Source organism: Streptomyces sp. NPDC002809, from assembly GCF_040295435.1.
Lineage (GTDB): Bacteria > Actinomycetota > Actinomycetes > Streptomycetales > Streptomycetaceae > Streptomyces.
The window spans coordinates 1-15,582 of the sequence record NZ_JBEOVJ010000032.1 but is presented as its reverse complement, the minus strand read 5'-3'; the positions used below and the strand labels follow the sequence as shown (position 1 = coordinate 15,582).

The window sequence follows — 15,582 nt, the reverse complement described above, 5'->3', positions numbered from 1 at the left end:
TCGGGCGACCATGGAGGAGGGACCGGCCGGGGGGCAAGGCGCGGGAGGCATCCGTGGCAGGCAACCACACCACTGACGTACTCATCGCGGGCGCCGGTCCGGTCGGGCTGAGCGCTGCCGCCGAGCTTCGCCGTCGCGGCGTGTCGTGCCGCGTCGTCGAGCGGCTGCCGGCCCGTCTCCCGTATGCCAAGGCCGTCGGCATCCAGCCGCGCACCCTGGAGATCTGGGACCGGATGGGCCTGGTGCGCACCGTGCTGGAGGCCGCCGTCCCGATGCGCGGCCAGCTGATCCACGTCAACGGCAGTGAGGTGGCACGGATCGATCTGGCACTGCCGCCCGAGGTGCCCTACGGCTTCGCCGCGCTTCCGCAGTACGAGACCGAGCGCATCCTCGAGGAGTACGTGGCGGGCCTGGACACGCACGTCGAGCGTGGCACCGAGCTGCTGTCGTTCGCCCAGGACGCGGACGGGGTCACGGCGCGGCTCGACGGTGACTCCGGCCCCGAGGAGGTCCGCGCCCGGTTCCTGATCGGCTGCGACGGCGCGCACAGCACCGTACGCAAGGGGCTCGGGCTCTCGTTCGAGGGAGGAGCCTTCGCCGAGGAGTACATGCTGGCCGACGTCGTGGCCGACTGGGACCTGCCGTACGGCTACGGGGTGCGCGCGAGTCACACCGTCGACGACGGCTCCACCGACGACCTGCTGGTCTGCATCCCGCTCCCCGGCGCCGGGCGCTACCGGATGTCCATGCTGGTGCCACCCGCACTGTCAGCCGGGCCGGCCGACGGGGCCGAGGTGGCGCACGGGTTGGAAGGGGGACGTGTTCCGGAGCTCTCCGACATCCAGGCCGTCGTCGACCGGCTGGCGCCCAGGCCGGCGACCCTGTCCGGCATGCGCTGGGCCTCCGTCTTCCGCATCAGTCACCGGATCGTCGACCGGTACGGCGACGGCCGGGTCTTCGTCGCGGGCGATGCCGCCCACATCCACCCGCCCACCGGAGCCCAGGGCATGAACACCGGCATCCAGGACGCCTGCAACCTGGCCTGGAAACTCGCCCTCGTCGTCCACGGAGAATCCGGTCCCGCCCTGCTCACCAGCTACGACGCCGAACGCCGCCCGGTCGGCGAGGAGGTCGTCGGCCGGACCGTCCGGCACGCCACGAAGGGCATCGAGAACGACGCCGACGACATGGAGACCCTGATGCTCCGCGAGGCCCAGTTGCTCGTGGAGTACCGCGACGGTCCCCTCTCCGGCGCCCCGTACGGGCCGGACGACGCGCCCCAGCCGGGCGACCGGGCACCGGACTGCGCGGGCCTGACCGCACCGGTGGCCACCTATCCCCTGCGTCGGCGCTCTTCTGCGCGGACTCACTGGACATGTCCTGTTGCTGTACGCGCAGAAGAGCGCCGACGCCGATCCGGTCGAAGGGGGCTGGGCAGGCGAGGCGGGCGCGGCAGGCGAGTTGCACACGGTCACCGTCGTCGGCCGGGACTCCCCGCCGGACGCACCTGCGTACCGCGATGCCGCCGGTGAGTTCGCACGGCTCTACCGCCCCGAAGGCCCGACCGGCTTCCTCGTACGCCCGGACGGCCGGCTCGGCGCACGCTTCCCGCTCTCCGGCACCGCGAAGGCCGTGTCAGGCTACTTCGCGGCACTGTCCGGACCTGCCGCCGGAACGCACCGGCGTTCAACACGCCGTTCAGTACGTCAAACACGCTGAGTCCGCAGTGAGTCCGCGCTGCGTTCACGCTCGCTGACTCCGCCCAGCGGATGAACTGTCACGCCGCACGGCCCGGCCGAACGCGTTCTGCGCCATCGTGAAGGATCTGCCCTCCGTTCCCCTCCTGTTAGCCGTGCCTGGCTACTCTCCACTCGCCCGGCCAGGTACAGGAGAGGTACGTCCATGAGCACCCCGGTCCACCGCACCCCAGCTCGGCAGTCCGTGACTGCCCCGACGCCGACCCGGCAGGGACGGGACCGGAGCCGGGCCGGGAGTCCGTCCGGCAACTCGGTGGAGCGCACCCTCTTCGAGATCCAGTCCGGCGTCGGCAACCGGGCCGCGACCGCGGCGGTGCAGCGCGCCAAGGACACGGCGAAGGGAAAGGAGAAGGGGAAAGGGAAGGGACCGGAGAACAGCGACGCGTCCACCGGGCCGAAGAGCTATCGCGACCGGATCGCCGCGGTGCTCGACAAGCTGAAGAAGAATCTCGAGTTCATCGACACCTTCGTCAAGGGCGTCCACGTCCCCGCCAACGCGGGCTTCTCTCAACAGGCCTCCGCCACGGCCGACGACGCCCTCAAGCACTCCGCCGGCGTCTCGGGGAGCGCCGCCGCGTCGGAGAACCTCGTCACGGAGACCGCCGGCGCCCTGCTCAGCGGCATGGAGGCGGCCAAAGCCAAGAAGGACGCCGCGAAGCACAAGAGCGGGGCCGCGTTCCACGGAGCCGACAAGAAGGCCAACTCGAAGACGGCGGACGCGGTCGTCAGCGCCGCCGGCGCGGGAAACTACGCCCTCGGCATCGCCAAGGAGCTGACGAAGGCCCAGAAGGCGGCGAACGCCATGGCGGCGTCCGAGGCGAGCGGTATCGGCTCCAGCGTTGTCGGCGCGGTGAAGGGCGCCCGTGCGGCCGGCCGCTTCGGCCTGACGGCCCGCAAGTACCGCGCTCTGAAAGGGCTCGGCGTGCCGGACCGCACCGAGGAGGGAGCGCTGGTCCGGCTGAACCAGGCGCGGCAGGAAGCCGAATGGGCCGCCGCCGAGGCGTACGTCGCGCTGGATGCCCACTGGGACCACGAGGGCGAGGACCGGCTGGAGCGCGTTTCCGAGGCCATCGACGCGGCCTGGGCAGCGATGGGGGACGCCCGTGACGCCGCCGGGGACGTCCGGCGCGCCGAAGACGTGAACACGATGAACACGGTGCACACGTACGCACTCGGCAAGCAGCGCAACAAGATGGGCAAGCAGGCGCTCACCGCCGTCGGTGAGTCCACCAAGGCCGCGGGCGGCATCGTGACGGCGGTCGCCGCCACAGCGGGAGGAGCCGGGCTGGCGAGCAACCCGGTCGGCTGGGGCCTCGCAGCGGGGGCGGCCGGCCTGATCCTCGGCGTCACCGCCTACAAGGCCGGTCGCGCGGGAATGAAGCGCTACGACGGAGCCCGCCATCCCGAACGCTGGGCAGCGGAGGAGACCCCGGCGGAGCCCGCCTCCCGCCAGGATGCGCTGAAGGAGGCCCTGAAGTTCTGGAAGAAGGTGGAGAACGGTGAACGCCAGGCCATGGCGCGCAAGATCTACGGCTTGGCGGCGGGCGCGGAAATCAAGGGGAGCGGCGACACGACAGCCGAAATGCGGGACTCGGCCAGAGCTCTTCTCGTCGCTCTCAAGGCAGGCCCCGCCAACCACCGGCAGACCCAGGACGAGTGGGCCGCTTCCCTCAACGACCCGGCCAAGAGCGCCGCTTGGGTCAAAGAGATAGCGGAACAGCTGTCCTCGGCCTGACCGGGAGGCACTGCCGCGCAGGAATCTCGCATGCGGCGGACGTCCGGGCCGTGCGACCCTGCCGCCCATGACCAACGCGAACGGCGTGACAGACAAGAACGACCGGACCGCCAAGTCCGACGCACCCGACGCGGCCGACGCGGCCGACGGCAAGAGGCGTGTCTTCTTCGACATGGCCGAGACCGGCAACGGCTGGATGTTCGTGGTGGTGGCCGCACCGACGGGCGTCATCTACGAGAACCAGGGCGGAGGGACCGGCTGCATCCAGTACGAACAGGAGGGCTACCTGCTCCCCCTCTACGGGACCGGTCTGGACGACGGCCTGAACGACTTGTTCGTCGGCGAGCTCCAGGGCTGCGGGTCGCGGCGGCTCGACTGGCCGCGGAATCTGCTCGACCGGCTACGGGAGGAGGTCGCCGCCCTCCACGTCTACGGCTCGGCGAACCGGGACGCGACATGGGCCGCCCCGCTGGCCCTGGACGAGTCCCGCCTCACCCAGATCGACGAAGCCTGGGTCCCCGTGCTGTCGCCGGACGGGCCGGGGTTCCTCGCCTGGCAGAACTCCGACTGAGGGCTGTCCCGTCATCCGTGGTGGACCAGCGCGCGGCGTCGGATGCGGTGCATCGCAAGGCGGAGGAGCGTCCGCATACTGGAGGTATTCGGACGCTCCGACAGCGCGGCGAGGTGCCGTAGCTGTCGTGGTGCGCCCGCCAGGGACTACGGGACAGCCCTTAGGCCGTGTCCGTTGATTCCCGACAGTCCTCGGAGTCGTGGTCATTCTCGATCTTCGACCTGGGCGTCGTAGGCTGAGCGAGCGGTGTTGATGTTGTCGACGGTGGCGAAAGCCCACTCGATCAGCGGCTGGACGGCCAGACGCAGGCTGTGCCCGGTCTCGGTCAGTGAGTAGGTGACCTGCGGCGGCACCGTGGGGGCCACTGTGCGTGAGACCAGGCCGTCACGTACGAGTCGGCGCAGGGTCACGGTGAGCATGCGCTGGCTGATCCCGGCAACGACTCGCCGGGCCTGGCTGAACCGCAGCGGGCCTTGTCCCAGAGCGGCCACGACGTAGAGCGACCACTTGTCCGAGACCAGGTCCAGCACCTCTCGGGCCCGGGCTCCGCCCTGTCCGCAGATCGGGTCGACGCCGTCGTTGGCCTGCACGGTTACCTCCAGAGAACCACGGCACCTCAAAGTGCCTTCTTGACCATCCCATGACGGTTATCCAAAGTTACCAAGGAACCATTGATAACCGCCGGCTCTCATCCTTTCCCGAGCGGCCGGCCCAGTCGTAGGAGCTCTCTTCGTGTCTACCATCGCTGTCGTCGGCGCCGGACCCGGTATGGGTCTGGCTATTGCCCGCACGTTCGGTTCCCGCGGCTTCGACGTGGCGCTGCTTTCCCGCAACCAGGCCAACCTCGACGCCCACGCCGCGGCCCTTGCCGCCGAAGGCATCACGGCCAGGGGGTTCGCGGCCGATGTCCTGGACACCGAGTCGCTGACCGGCGCCCTCGATGCCGCATCACGGCATTTCGGGGGAATCGACGTGCTCGAATACTCCCCGGGCGGACCCGAGCCGAAGTTCCTCACGCCCACCGAGGTCACTGCCGCGGACGTGGACCTGCAGATGCGGTACCTGGTCCACGGTGCGATCGCGGCCACCGGTGCGGTGCTGCCTGCGATGCGGCGGGCCGGAACGGGGACGCTGCTGTTCACCACCGGGGCCGGATCGGTGGATCCCACACCGATGCTCGGTGACATCAACACCGCCGGTGCGGCCCTGCGTTCGTGGGTCCTGAACTTGCACAAGGAACTTGAGCCCGTGGGCATTCAGGCCGCGCACGTGGCCATCGGAGCGTGGATCGGAGACCGCGCTCCGCAAGGCACACCCAGCGCCTCCGCGAGTCGGATCTCTCCGCTGTACTGGGACCTGCACGTCGAGCGCGACCAGGCCGAGAAGATCTTCACCGTCTGACCCGGCACGCCCGGGCCGTTCCGTCCTGCCCTGCCGGCGTGGACGGGGACTGCACCGGTTCTCACACCGACCGCAGCGGTCGGCCTGGCCGTGATCATGGCTCTGGCCATCGGCACCCATGTCCGCCGCAGGGAATCCTCAGCGGTCGTGGTCAACCTCGTGCTGTTGGCCAGCGCGGTGTTCGTGGCCTGGGGACGCTTCGGCCCCCACAGCTACTGACCGCCCGATCGGTGGCCGTACCTTGCCGGGGTGCCCGGCGCCACCACGAACCAGCCCAGCACGAGACAACAGTGGACGGGCAGTCCAGTGAGAGAGGACTGCCCGCCCGTGGCCCTCGCCGCACCTGTCCGAGTCTCGGGAGCCTTGCTGTGAGCGGCCGCCATCACGCCCTGACCGACGCCCAGTGGGAACGTATCGCTCCGTTGTCGCCCAGCAGCGCCGGCAAGTGGGGACGCCCGTGGTCCGATCACCGGCGCGTCATCGATGCGATTGTCTACCGATACCGCACCTGCATCCCCTGGCGAGATCTGCCGACCGAGTTCGGATCGCGGAAGACGGCGTGGGCACGCCACGGAAAGCACGCCTGCCGGCACGGGGCGCTCGGCCTCCACCGGCAGACCGCTTGCGGACGAAGGAGCGGTCGGCGGGGTTCTCGAACGGTCGGGCACGTGCCCTTGACTGTCGCCCCCGTGGCCGGCAGGGGCTTCCCCTGTGCGGACGTAACCAGAAGTGAAGCGGCGTGAAGGAAGCGTGGACCGGTCTCAGGGCTTCAGCCGCCGACCACGCAAAGAAGGTCATGTCCCGTGTAGTGAGGTAGCCGGGTCGAGCCGGCGCCGTCAACGCACCAGCCGGAGCCATGCACGCACCACGGTCGGAGCGCCGGCCGGCCGGGTCGGCGAGCAGCAGCTGCCCGTCTCCGCTCAGCTCTTCCGATCACCCAGGACACAGAATTCGTTGCCCTCCGGGTCGAGGAGGGTCACCCAGTGCTGCTCGTCCTGCACGGTGTCGGCGCGCCGGGCACCGAGGGAGATCAGCCGGGCGACCTCGGCCTCCTGGTCGTCGGGTCGGAAGTCGGGGTGGAGCCGGTTCTTCGAGGTCTTGCTCTCGGGGACAGGCACGAAGAGCAGCCCCGGCATCCGGTCCGGCTCAGGCCGGATCTCGATGATCTCCTCGGATTCGTCGACCACTACCCAACCGAGAGCCTCGGCCCACCAGCGCCCGAGGGCGACGGGGTCGGTGGAGTCGACGATGATCTGTTCCCATTCGATTGCCATGGGCGTGAGCATAAACGGGGTCGGTCGGCTGCTTCTGGGTCGTTCGGAGGAGCATGCGGAAGGGGTTGGAGTCGGGGGCCGGTTCCGGCCTGTTCCGGCTGCTGCGTGTGAGCGGAACCGTCACCGCGGAGTGTGCAGACGGGCTGGTCACGCCGCAGCCCTGGAACGCAAGAGACCCCACGTGAAGTGGGGTCTCAGCTGGTGTCCGAGGGGGGACTTGAACCCCCACGCCCGATAAAGGGCACTAGCACCTCAAGCTAGCGCGTCTGCCATTCCGCCACCCGGACCAGGTGGTCGGCCCCGGTTTCCCGCGGCGACAAAGAAAACAATACCAGGGGTTTGGGGTGGCTCTCACCTGCATATCCGGTGGTCATCGCCCTGGTCAGTGCGGTGCGCGGGCATCGGCGGGACGGGGGCGAGCCCCACACCGAGCGGTCAGGTACGGACCGTCGCGCATCACTTACACACAGTGCGTACGGAGGATCGGTGTCGGCGTCCACCGGTGCGTGGGCGGGCCGGGTTACGTTCGCGGGCATGAGTGATCGCGGCTACCGGCCACCCCGCGCGCTGTCACCCCTGCGCGAGCATCTGCGCGAGACCTTCTGGTTCGCCCCGACCCTGACGCTGATCTGCGCCGTCGTGCTCTGGCTCGTCGCCTCGGCGCTCGACGAGCAGATCGTGGCCTACCTCAAGGACGAGCAGGCGTACGACGAGATCAAGGACCTGGTCTCGATCGCCGAGGACACGAAGACGATCGTCGTCACGATCAGCTCGGCGATGATGACCTTCATCGGTGTGGTCTTCAGCATCTCGCTGGTGGCCGTGCAGATGGCGAGCGGGCAGCTCACGCCCCGCGTGGTGCGGATCTTCGTACGGAGCCGGATCAGCAAGCTCACGCTCTCCGTCTTCCTGGCGACGTTCGTGTTCTCGCTGCTGGTCCTGAGCTCGTACGAGAGCACGGTCGATCCGCGCCGCGTCGTGTCCGTCCCCTTTCTGCAGAGCATCGTGACCGCCGTGCTCGTCGGGCTCAGTCTGCTGCTCTTCATCGCGTACGTGAGCTCCACACTGCGCCTGATGCAGGTCGGCCCCGTAGTCGACCGGATCGCGCGGGACTCGTTCCATGTGCTGCGGCGGATGCCCGTCGGCGGGGCGCGGGACGGGGTGCTTCCCGCGGAGAGCGGGCAGATCCCGCACGAGGGACGCGCCGGTGTGCTGCGGGACGTGAACGTGGCGCGGCTGGTCCGGGTCGCGCGGAAGCAAGGCGTGGTGCTCCGGCTCATCCCGCGGCTCGGGGACTTCGTCGTGCCGGGTACCGCGGTGCTGGCGGTGCACGGCGGGGCCGCGCCGGCCCGGCACGCCTTGCGGTACACGGTGTCCGTCGGGGTCGAGCGCACCCTTCATCAGGATCTGGCGTTCGGGCTGCGACAGCTGTCTGACATCGCTCTGCGGGCCCTGTCGTCGGCGGTGAACGATCCGACCACCGCCGTGCAGTGCCTCGACCGGATCGTCCAGTTCCTCGCGGCTGTGGCGACGCTCCCCCTCGGTGTCGTCCACCATCGGGACCGCAAGGGGGCGGTGCGCCTCGTCCAGGATGTGCCGGAGTGGGCGGACCTCGTGGATCTCGGGTTCGAGGAGATCCGCCGGTGCGCGACGGGCAGCCCGCAGGTCACCCGGCGGCTGCTGGCCGGGATCGATGACCTGGTGGCACTGGCCGGGCCGGAGAGGCAGGGGCCGCTGCTCCGGCACCGTGCACTGCTGGTGCAGGCGGTGGAGCGCACGGTGCCGGATGCCGCCGAGCGGGAGTTCGCCCTGCTGCCCGACCGGCAGGGGATCGGCTGAGGAGGAAGGGGCGGGGCTCGGTGCGGCTCGCCCCCCGTCAGCCGGGTGCGGCGCGCCCCCTCCGTACCTCATCGGGAGTGGGCGGGCCGCCCGGTGGTTCTACTTGCGCAAGGCCGCCATGCCCTCGTAGCTGATCCGCGCCTGCTTCAGGGACTGCGCGAGGTCCGTCGAGCTCGGTGCGGTGTCCTGCTCGACCATCGGGTTGCGGTAGTTCGCCTCCCCGACGCGCCGGAAGAAGGTCCGGTAGTCGATGACCCCGGTGCCGAAGGGGACCATGTCGTAGCCGTCGCCGCCGGCGGTGTTGATGATGCCGTCCTTGGCATGGAACAGCGGGTAGCGCCTGTTGTGGCGGCGGACCACGGCCGCGGGGTCGAAGATGTTCTCCCGCACCGACCCGTCGAGGGCGGTGTAGGTGTGGAACTTGTACTGGGCGACGTGCGCCCAGTAGACGTCCATCTCCAGCCATACGGTCTTCGGGTCGGTGACCTTGAGGAAGTACTCGAGCTTGCGGATGCCCGAGCTGCGGGTGGGCCGCCCCTGGGCGTCCAGCGGACCGCCGTCGAGCAGGAAGCCGTAGGCCGCGTCGTGGTTGTGCGTGTACAGCTTGATCCCCGCGCGGTGGGCGATCTGCCCCAGCGCGTTCCACTTGTCGGCGGCCACGTCCCAGTCGGCGCGGTAGGCGCTGCCGGTGGGGTCGCCACCGGTGCCCATGTGGTCCATGCCGAGGATGTTGGCTATTTCCAGGTGCCGCTTGAACTGGTCGAGGTCGCTCTGGCTCAGGGGCCAGGACCCCGGGATGAAGCCGTGGTTGCCCTGGGCGCGCAGTCCGTAGTCGTCCAGCCAGGAACGCAGCAGCTTCGCGCCTTCCACCGACTCCAGGTTGTTTCCGCCCGGTGCGTTGGCGTGCTGGCCGTACCCGGCGAACTCGACCTGCTTGTAGCCGTAGCGGGCCAGCTCCTTGAAGACCGCGCGGAAGCCCGAGGGAAGGGTCGTGCTGAGCGGGTCCCGGCCCGTGGCATCGCGCACGGTGTACAGGATGATCCCTCGCTTGTGCGGGGGGACCAGTGCCTGGCCGTGTCCGTGTCCGTGGTCGTGCCCGGGACCGGAGGCGGGCTGGGCGAAGGCCGGCGGTGCGCCGAAGACGGGCGCGGCGATCGCCGCCGCCCCGACGGCGGTGCAGGTGCTGAGGAAGCGGCGGCGGTTGATGCCGAGGCTGCGGCGCAGGGCGCCGTCCGTTCCGGATGCGTCGTTGTACACGGTCACGGTCTCTCTCCTTCTCGAAGATGCTCGCAGCGCTGTGAACGGACCGGTCTCATGCGAGACCGGCCAGCGTGAGGAGCAGGGACTTCACTTCGGTGGCCCGGACGGGTCCGGTGAACGCGTGGGGGGTGGAGCAGAGGATGAGCGGACCTTCTTCGTCGCTCAGGGGAAGGCGGCCGTGGCTGCCGCGGATGGGTGACGGGTCGAGCGGCACGACCGCCATGCGGTAGCGCATGCCGAGCTTCTTGCGGGCTACGGCCGTGACCGCTTTGACCCGTACGTACGGGTCCTGCGGGTCCATGAAGAGCTCGACGGGGTCGTAGCCGGGTTTGCGGTGGATCTCGACGAGCTGGGCGAAGTCGGGCGCGCGGTCGTCGTCGAGCCAGTAGTAGTACGTGAACCAGGCATCCGGGTCGGCGACGGCGACCAGCTCGCCCGAGCGGGGGTGGTCGAGGCCCTGCGCCTTCTTGCCCTCGTCGTCGAGCAGCTGCTCGATGCCCGGGAGGTCCGCCAGGGCGGCGCGGGCCGCTTCGAGGTCCTCGGGGCGGCGTACGTAGATGTGCGCGATCTGGTGGTCGGCGACTGCGAAGGCGCGGGAGGCCATCGGGTCCAGGTACTCCATGCCGTCCTGGGTGTGGACCTCCAGAAGTCCGGCGCGGCGCAGCGCCCGGTTGATGTCGACGGGCCGGTCGACGCGGGTGATGCCGTACTCGGAGAGGGCGACGACGGTGCGGCCCTCGCGTCGGGCGTCGTCCAGGAGCGGGGCGACGGCCCGGTCGAGGTCGGCTGCGGCCTTGAAGGCGCGCGGGTCGTCGGGGCCGTGGCGCTGGAGGTCGTAGTCGAGGTGCGGGAGGTAGCACAGGGCCAGGTCGGGGTGGCGGGTGTCGAGGATGTGCCGGGTCGCGTCGATGATCCACTGAGAGGAGACGAGATCGGCACCGGGTCCCCAGAAGTGGAAGAGGGGGAAGGTGCCGAGCTTGTCGGTGAGTTCGTCGTGGAGGGCGGCCGGGCGGGTGTAGCAGTCGGGTTCCTTGCGGCCGTCGGCGTAGTAGACGGGGCGCGGGGTGACGGTGTAGTCGGTGTCGGCGCCCATGGCGTACCACCAGCAGATGTTGGCGACGGTGTAGCCGGGGTGCGTCCGGCGGGCGGCGTCCCAGAGCTTGTCGCCCTCGACGAGTCCGTTGTGCTGGCGCCACAGGAGGACGTCGCCGAGTTCGCGGAAGTACCAGCCGTTGGCGACGATGCCGTGCTCGGCCGGGGTGGTGCCGGTGAGGAAGGTGGACTGGGCGGCGCAGGTGACGGCGGGGAGCACGGTGCCGAGCGGGGCGTGGGTGCCGGACTGTCCCAGGGCCTTGAGGTGGGGCATGTGGTCGAGGAGGCGCGGGGTGAGTCCGACGACGTCGAGGACGAGGAGGGGCGTGGGTTTACCGGCCGCCCAGGCGGTGGTCATGGCAGTTCCTTGAGGCCGAGGTCGGTCAGGAGGTCGCGGGCGAGGGTGAGTTCGGCGGCGATGCCGTCGGCGAGCTGGGCGCGGGTGCGGGGGCGCAGCTCGGCGGGGAGTGCCTGCCAGGTGTACGTCTCGACCTCCAGGTGCCGGGTGAGCGGGTGTGCCCCGCCCACCAGCCGGGTCAGCACGGCACGGAGCACGGGCAGCGTGGAGGTGAGCGGCGGTGCGGGCGGTGCGTGCAGCGGTACGTGGAAGTGGGCGCGCCACGGGGCGCTGTCGGGCAGGGTCTCGCCGCCGACCGCCTCGTCGAGGTCGTCGGTACCGCGCAGTCCGGCGGCGGTGGCGATCCGGGTCTGGTGCAGGAAGCGGGGTTCGGCGAAGGCGGCGAGGGCGGTGCGCACTTCGGGGAGGTGGGGGTGTTCGGCGTGCAGGGCTGCGGAGAGCTGCGCCTTGACGGCGGGGATGCCGGCCGCGGTGAGCGCGTCGAGTGCGGTGTCCGGGTCCTCGAATGAGGTGGCGAGGTGGCAGGTGTCGATGCAGACGCCGATGCGTGCGTGGCCGATCGCGGTGAGGGGGGCGATGGCGTCGGCGGTGGTCTCGACCGTGCATCCGGGTTCGGGTTCGAGGCCGATCCGGATGGACTTGCCCGTGAGTTCGGCGAGTGCGTCGAGGCGTTCGCCGAGGGTGGTGAGCGCGGCGAGGGCGGTGCGGGCCGCTTCGGGGTCGCCCGTGTACGGGGTGCGCCAGGCGAGGGGGAGGGTGGAGACGGTGCCCTCGGTGACATCGTCGGGCAGGAGCGTGGCGAGGAGCCGGGCGAGGTCGGTGGTGTGGGCGAGGCGTTCGGGGTCGGTCCAGTCGGGCTTGTAGACCCGGTACTTGACCTCCTCGGCGCCGAACCCTTCGTACGGGAAGCCGTTGAGGGTGACGACTTCGAGGCCGCGGCGGTCGAGCTCGGCGCGCAGGGACCGCAGTTGCGAGGGGTCGTTGATCAGGGTGCGGGCGGCGTCCCTGGCGAGCCAGAGGCCGATGCCGAGGCGGTCGCGGCCGAGCCGCTTGCGTACGGGTTCGCAGTGGTCGCGCAGTTGGCTGCGGACGCCGTCGAGGGTCTCGGCGGGGTGCACGTTGGTGCAGTACGCGAGGTGGACGACGGAGCCGTCGGGGTGGCGGAAGCGCATGGCCTCACTCCCCGCCGCGGAGGATGGAGTTGCCCTCGTGGAGCGGCTGGGGGGCTGCGGTGTCGAGGTGGAGGCGGCCGCTCTGGCCGTAGAAGGCGACAGGGTTGCGCCACAGCACCTGGTCGACGTCGTCCTCGCCGAATCCGGCGGCGAGCATGGCGTCGCCCACCCGGCGGGTCTTCAGCGGGTCGCTCTTCCCCCAGTCGGCCGCGGAGTTGACGAGGACCTTGTCGGTGCCGTGGAGCTTGAGGACGGCGACCATGCGGTCCTCGTCCATCTTGGTGTCGGGGTAGATGGAGAAGCCGGCCCAGCAGCCGCTGTCGAGGGCTTCCTTCACGGTCGTCTCGTTGAGGTGGTCGAGCAGCACCCGTTCCGGGGCGAGGTGGGACTCGCGTACGACGTCGATGGTGCGGCGCAGCCCGGCGAGCTTGTCGCGGTGCGGGGTGTGGACGAGTGCGGGCAGCCCGTGGTCGGCGGCGAGCTGGAGCTGGGTGGCCAGCGCGTGGTCCTCGGCCGGCGTCATCGAGTCGTAGCCGATCTCGCCGACGGCAACGACGGAGTCCTTCACAAGATAGCGGGGCAGCGCGTCGAGGACGGGGGTGCAGCGGGGGTCGTTCGCCTCTTTGGGGTTGAGGGCGAGCGTGCAGTGGTGGGCGATGCCGTACTGGGCGGCGCGGAAGGGCTCCCAGCCGAGCAGGGCGTCGAAGTAGTCGAAGAAGCTGGCGGGCGAGGTGCGGGGCTGGCCCAGCCAGAAGGAGGGCTCGACCAGGGCGCGGACCCCGGCGTCGTACATCGCCCGGTAGTCGTCCGTGGTGCGGGAGGTCATGTGGATGTGGGGGTCGAAGATGCGCATCAGGACTCCTCCGTTGAGGTCGTGGGGGCCGTGGGGGCGGCGGGACCGGGGGCGGTGAGCGCGAGTACGCGGTGCAGGCCGGCGGGGACGGGGCGGCCCGCTGCGATGCGTTCGGCGGCGAAGTCGCCCAGCATCCGGGCGAGTTCCGCGTCGCCGCGCGATCTCCGGGCCAGTTGGTCGACGGCCTCGACGGGGACGCCGGTGAACAGGCACTTGAGGACGGCGTGGCGCCATTGGTGCGGATCGAGGTGGGCGGCGGCGTACGGGCCGACGGCCGCGGCGACCAGCGTGGTGTCGTTGGTGCGCAGGGCGTCCTCGACGAGCGGCAGGGCGGTGGGGCCGAGTCCGAGTGCGGGCAGGGTGAGCAGGACGGCGCGGCGTTCGGCGGCGGTGCCCTGTCCGTACAGCCGGGTCACGGTCGGCAGCCCGGCCCCGGCCTCGACGATCAGCAGGACGCGTACGGAGTCGGCGTGGCCGGGTCCGCAGTGCCGGCCGGCGGCGGCGTACCGCAGCTCCCACGGTGGAACGGCGTAGCTGTCCGCGGGTGCGGTGTCCGGATGGGCGGCGGCGTGGGCGGCCTCGGCGAGGGCTTCGTCGAGCCAGGCGCGCGCGGCTCCGCCGAGCAAGGTGTCGAGTTCCTTGCGGGACAGGAGCGGGGAAGGCGGGGTGTGCGTCATGGCGTGCTCCCTTCGGCGGGCTCAGTGGGTCGGCGCGGTGTCTGTTCCGTTCGGCGGGCGGTGCTTGTTCAGGAAGTCGAGGGAGGTGCGGGCGAGTTCGGGGCCCGCGTGGGAGTGGCGGGGCAGCTCGACGACGGTGAGTCCGGCGTATCCGCTGTCGCCGAGGGCATCGAGTGCGGCGAGGACGGGCGGGAAGTCGATCTCGCCGTCGCCGAAGGGGAGGTGCTCGTGGACGCCGCGGCGCATGTCCTCGATCTGGACGTGGCGCAGCCAGGGGGCGGCGTCGCGCACGCAGTCGACGGGCAGGGCGGGCTCCAGGCACTGGCAGTGGCCGATGTCGAGGGTGAGCCCGAGCGGTTCCGGGTCGCCGCACAGCACCCGCAGGTGGTGGAAGTCGGTGAGGTTCGCGAGGAGGTGTCCGGGCTCCGGCTCGATCGCGAGCGGTACGCCGGCCCGGTCGGCCGCGTCGAGGACCGGTGCGAGGGCGCCGGTCAGCCGCTGCCAGGCGGTGTCGGGGGCGGTGTCCGGGGGTGTGATGCCGCTGAAGCAGTGCACGGCGTGGGCGCCGAGCTCGGCGGCTACGTCGACGGCCCTGACGAGCAGCGCGGTCCTGGCCGCGCGGGCCTCGGGGTCCGGGTCGAGGAGCGAGGGGCCGTGCTTGCGGCGCGGGTCCAGGACATAACGGGCGCCGGTCTCCACGGTGACGCCGAGTCCCAGCTCCTGGAGCCGGGCGGCTGCGTGGCGGGTGCGGGCGGCGAGGTCCGGGGCCATCGGGTCGAGGTGCATGTGGTCGAGGGTCAGGCCGACACCGTCGTAGCCGAGGTCGGCGAGGAGCGCGAGGGCGTCGTCCAGGCGGAGGTCGGTGAGCCCGTTGGTGCCGTAGCCGAGGCGGAGCGTCATGTGGGGCTCACCTTCCGGGAGAGAGCGCGGGCGAGCGGGACGAGGCCCATCACGGCGAGCCCCGTTCCGGCGGCTCCGGCCCGTGCGGCGAGGGCCGCCTGGAGTGGGATCATCGCCCGGATGCCGCTGCCCACGGCACGTTGGGTGAGGGGTGGCGACGGGTTGAGCGCGGCGTGCACGAGGGGGCGTGCGGCGGTGCGGAGGTAGGCGCCGGTGAGCGCGGTGAGGAGGAGGCGGGCGGGGGCGGGCCACGCACTGCCCCGGGAGTCGTGCCCGCGCACCATGGCGCCGCCGATTCCGGCCGCGGCCGCGAGGGCGGCGACGGGCGCGGTGGTGGACCCGCCCTGGGTTTCGTGGCGCGAGACGGTGGTGACCGCGTAGGTGTGTGCGCCGAGCAGGGCGGCGGCGGGCAGGGCGGCTCGGGCCACTCGGGACGCTGGAGCCCGCCCCGTCGCCGTCGCTCCCAGCAGCAGGTCCAGGCCGCGCGCGGCCGCCATCGCGGCCGGCCCCGCCGGGGTGTGCTTCAGACGGAGGTCGTACGCCCACACGGTGGCCGCGAGACCGGTGGCCACGCCCAGGGCCGGGCGGCCCGCCCGGGCGGCGAGGACACGGGCCGTCACCGCGGACCGCGCGCGCATGGCCAGAGAGCTGCATGACATCGTCGGACACAATCTGGCAGTCATCGTCAGCCTC

At 71.1% G+C, this 15,582-nt stretch carries 15 protein-coding genes, 1 tRNA gene and 2 pseudogenes; 8 read left to right on the top strand and 10 right to left on the bottom strand.

Annotation, left to right across the window (positions count from 1 at the left end; all coding sequences use genetic code 11):
• Positions 1-53: 53 nt before the first annotated feature.
• The 3 genes and pseudogenes from ABT025_RS20260 (at position 54) to ABT025_RS20250 (ending at position 4,063) form a co-directional block, all read left to right on the top strand.
• A pseudogene (locus tag ABT025_RS20260) lies at positions 54-1,719 on the top strand (FAD-dependent monooxygenase).
• 183 nt (positions 1,720-1,902) lie between these two features.
• A complete protein-coding gene (locus tag ABT025_RS20255; protein WP_350996005.1) occupies positions 1,903-3,492 on the top strand; it encodes a hypothetical protein in 1,590 nt (529 codons plus the stop codon).
• A gap of 67 nt (positions 3,493-3,559) precedes the next feature.
• Complete coding sequence (locus ABT025_RS20250; protein WP_350996000.1) at positions 3,560-4,063, top strand: DUF6210 family protein; 504 nt, start codon at positions 3,560-3,562, stop codon at positions 4,061-4,063.
• A gap of 203 nt (positions 4,064-4,266) precedes the next feature.
• Here the strand turns inward: ABT025_RS20250 and ABT025_RS20245 are convergent, their stop codons facing one another.
• Positions 4,267-4,653, bottom strand: coding sequence for a winged helix-turn-helix transcriptional regulator (locus ABT025_RS20245; RefSeq protein ID WP_350995998.1), 387 nt, complete (start codon positions 4,651-4,653; stop codon positions 4,267-4,269).
• Between the two features lie 142 nt (positions 4,654-4,795).
• Here ABT025_RS20245 and ABT025_RS20240 point away from each other — a divergent pair, with 142 nt between their 5' ends.
• The 3 genes from ABT025_RS20240 to ABT025_RS20230 are packed head-to-tail and all read left to right on the top strand — an operon-like array spanning position 4,796 to position 6,207.
• Complete coding sequence (locus ABT025_RS20240) at positions 4,796-5,464, top strand: SDR family NAD(P)-dependent oxidoreductase (protein ID WP_350995995.1); 669 nt, start codon at positions 4,796-4,798, stop codon at positions 5,462-5,464.
• Positions 5,465-5,494: 30 nt separating this feature from the next.
• Entirely contained in the window at positions 5,495-5,683 is a 189-nt protein-coding gene (locus ABT025_RS20235) for a DoxX family protein (RefSeq protein WP_350996142.1), read from the top strand.
• Positions 5,684-5,694: 11 nt separating this feature from the next.
• Positions 5,695-6,207: a transposase gene (locus tag ABT025_RS20230; RefSeq protein ID WP_350995992.1), complete on the top strand. Its 513-nt coding sequence runs from the start codon at positions 5,695-5,697 to the stop codon at positions 6,205-6,207.
• Between the two features lie 177 nt (positions 6,208-6,384).
• Here the strand turns inward: ABT025_RS20230 and ABT025_RS20225 are convergent, their stop codons facing one another.
• Both ABT025_RS20225 and ABT025_RS20220 read right to left on the bottom strand, forming a co-directional pair.
• Complete coding sequence (locus ABT025_RS20225) at positions 6,385-6,738, bottom strand: VOC family protein (protein ID WP_350995989.1); 354 nt, start codon at positions 6,736-6,738, stop codon at positions 6,385-6,387.
• Positions 6,739-6,937: 199 nt separating this feature from the next.
• A tRNA-Leu gene (locus tag ABT025_RS20220) sits at positions 6,938-7,025 on the bottom strand.
• Between the two features lie 247 nt (positions 7,026-7,272).
• Between ABT025_RS20220 and ABT025_RS20215 the strand changes: the two genes are divergently transcribed.
• Positions 7,273-8,577: a DUF2254 domain-containing protein gene (locus ABT025_RS20215; RefSeq protein WP_350995986.1), complete on the top strand. Its 1,305-nt coding sequence runs from the start codon at positions 7,273-7,275 to the stop codon at positions 8,575-8,577.
• A gap of 99 nt (positions 8,578-8,676) precedes the next feature.
• Here ABT025_RS20215 and ABT025_RS20210 read toward each other — a convergent pair whose 3' ends face one another.
• From ABT025_RS20210 to ABT025_RS20180, 7 genes and pseudogenes are all read right to left on the bottom strand, one after another.
• The gene (locus tag ABT025_RS20210; protein WP_350995983.1) at positions 8,677-9,840 is read right to left on the bottom strand and encodes a sugar phosphate isomerase/epimerase family protein; all 1,164 of its coding nucleotides are present in this window, start codon (positions 9,838-9,840) and stop codon (positions 8,677-8,679) included.
• A 49-nt stretch (positions 9,841-9,889) separates the two neighbouring features.
• Positions 9,890-11,287, bottom strand: coding sequence for an alkaline phosphatase family protein (locus ABT025_RS20205; RefSeq protein ID WP_350995980.1), 1,398 nt, complete (start codon positions 11,285-11,287; stop codon positions 9,890-9,892).
• Positions 11,284-12,459, bottom strand: a complete 1,176-nt coding sequence (gene eboE, locus ABT025_RS20200; RefSeq protein WP_350995977.1) for a metabolite traffic protein EboE — start codon at positions 12,457-12,459, stop codon at positions 11,284-11,286. Before eboE ends, ABT025_RS20205 begins: the two co-directional genes overlap by 4 nt.
• Before the next feature lie 4 nt (positions 12,460-12,463).
• Complete coding sequence (locus ABT025_RS20195) at positions 12,464-13,312, bottom strand: TatD family hydrolase (protein ID WP_350995975.1); 849 nt, start codon at positions 13,310-13,312, stop codon at positions 12,464-12,466.
• Entirely contained in the window at positions 13,312-13,989 is a 678-nt protein-coding gene (locus ABT025_RS20190) for an EboA domain-containing protein (RefSeq protein WP_350995973.1), read from the bottom strand. Before ABT025_RS20190 ends, ABT025_RS20195 begins: the two co-directional genes overlap by 1 nt.
• A gap of 21 nt (positions 13,990-14,010) precedes the next feature.
• Positions 14,011-14,889, bottom strand: a complete 879-nt coding sequence (locus tag ABT025_RS20185) for a sugar phosphate isomerase/epimerase family protein (RefSeq protein ID WP_350995970.1) — start codon at positions 14,887-14,889, stop codon at positions 14,011-14,013.
• Positions 14,886-15,530 (bottom strand): annotated as a pseudogene (locus tag ABT025_RS20180) (UbiA prenyltransferase family protein); the annotation flags it as partial. The gene ABT025_RS20185 and the pseudogene ABT025_RS20180, both read right to left, overlap by 4 nt.
• On the opposite strand from ABT025_RS20180, the gene ABT025_RS20175 reads away from it, so the two are divergent.
• On the top strand, positions 15,526-15,582 hold a 57-nt coding region (locus ABT025_RS20175; RefSeq protein WP_350996139.1), incomplete at its 3' end, for a histidine kinase. The pseudogene ABT025_RS20180 and the gene ABT025_RS20175 overlap by 5 nt on opposite strands.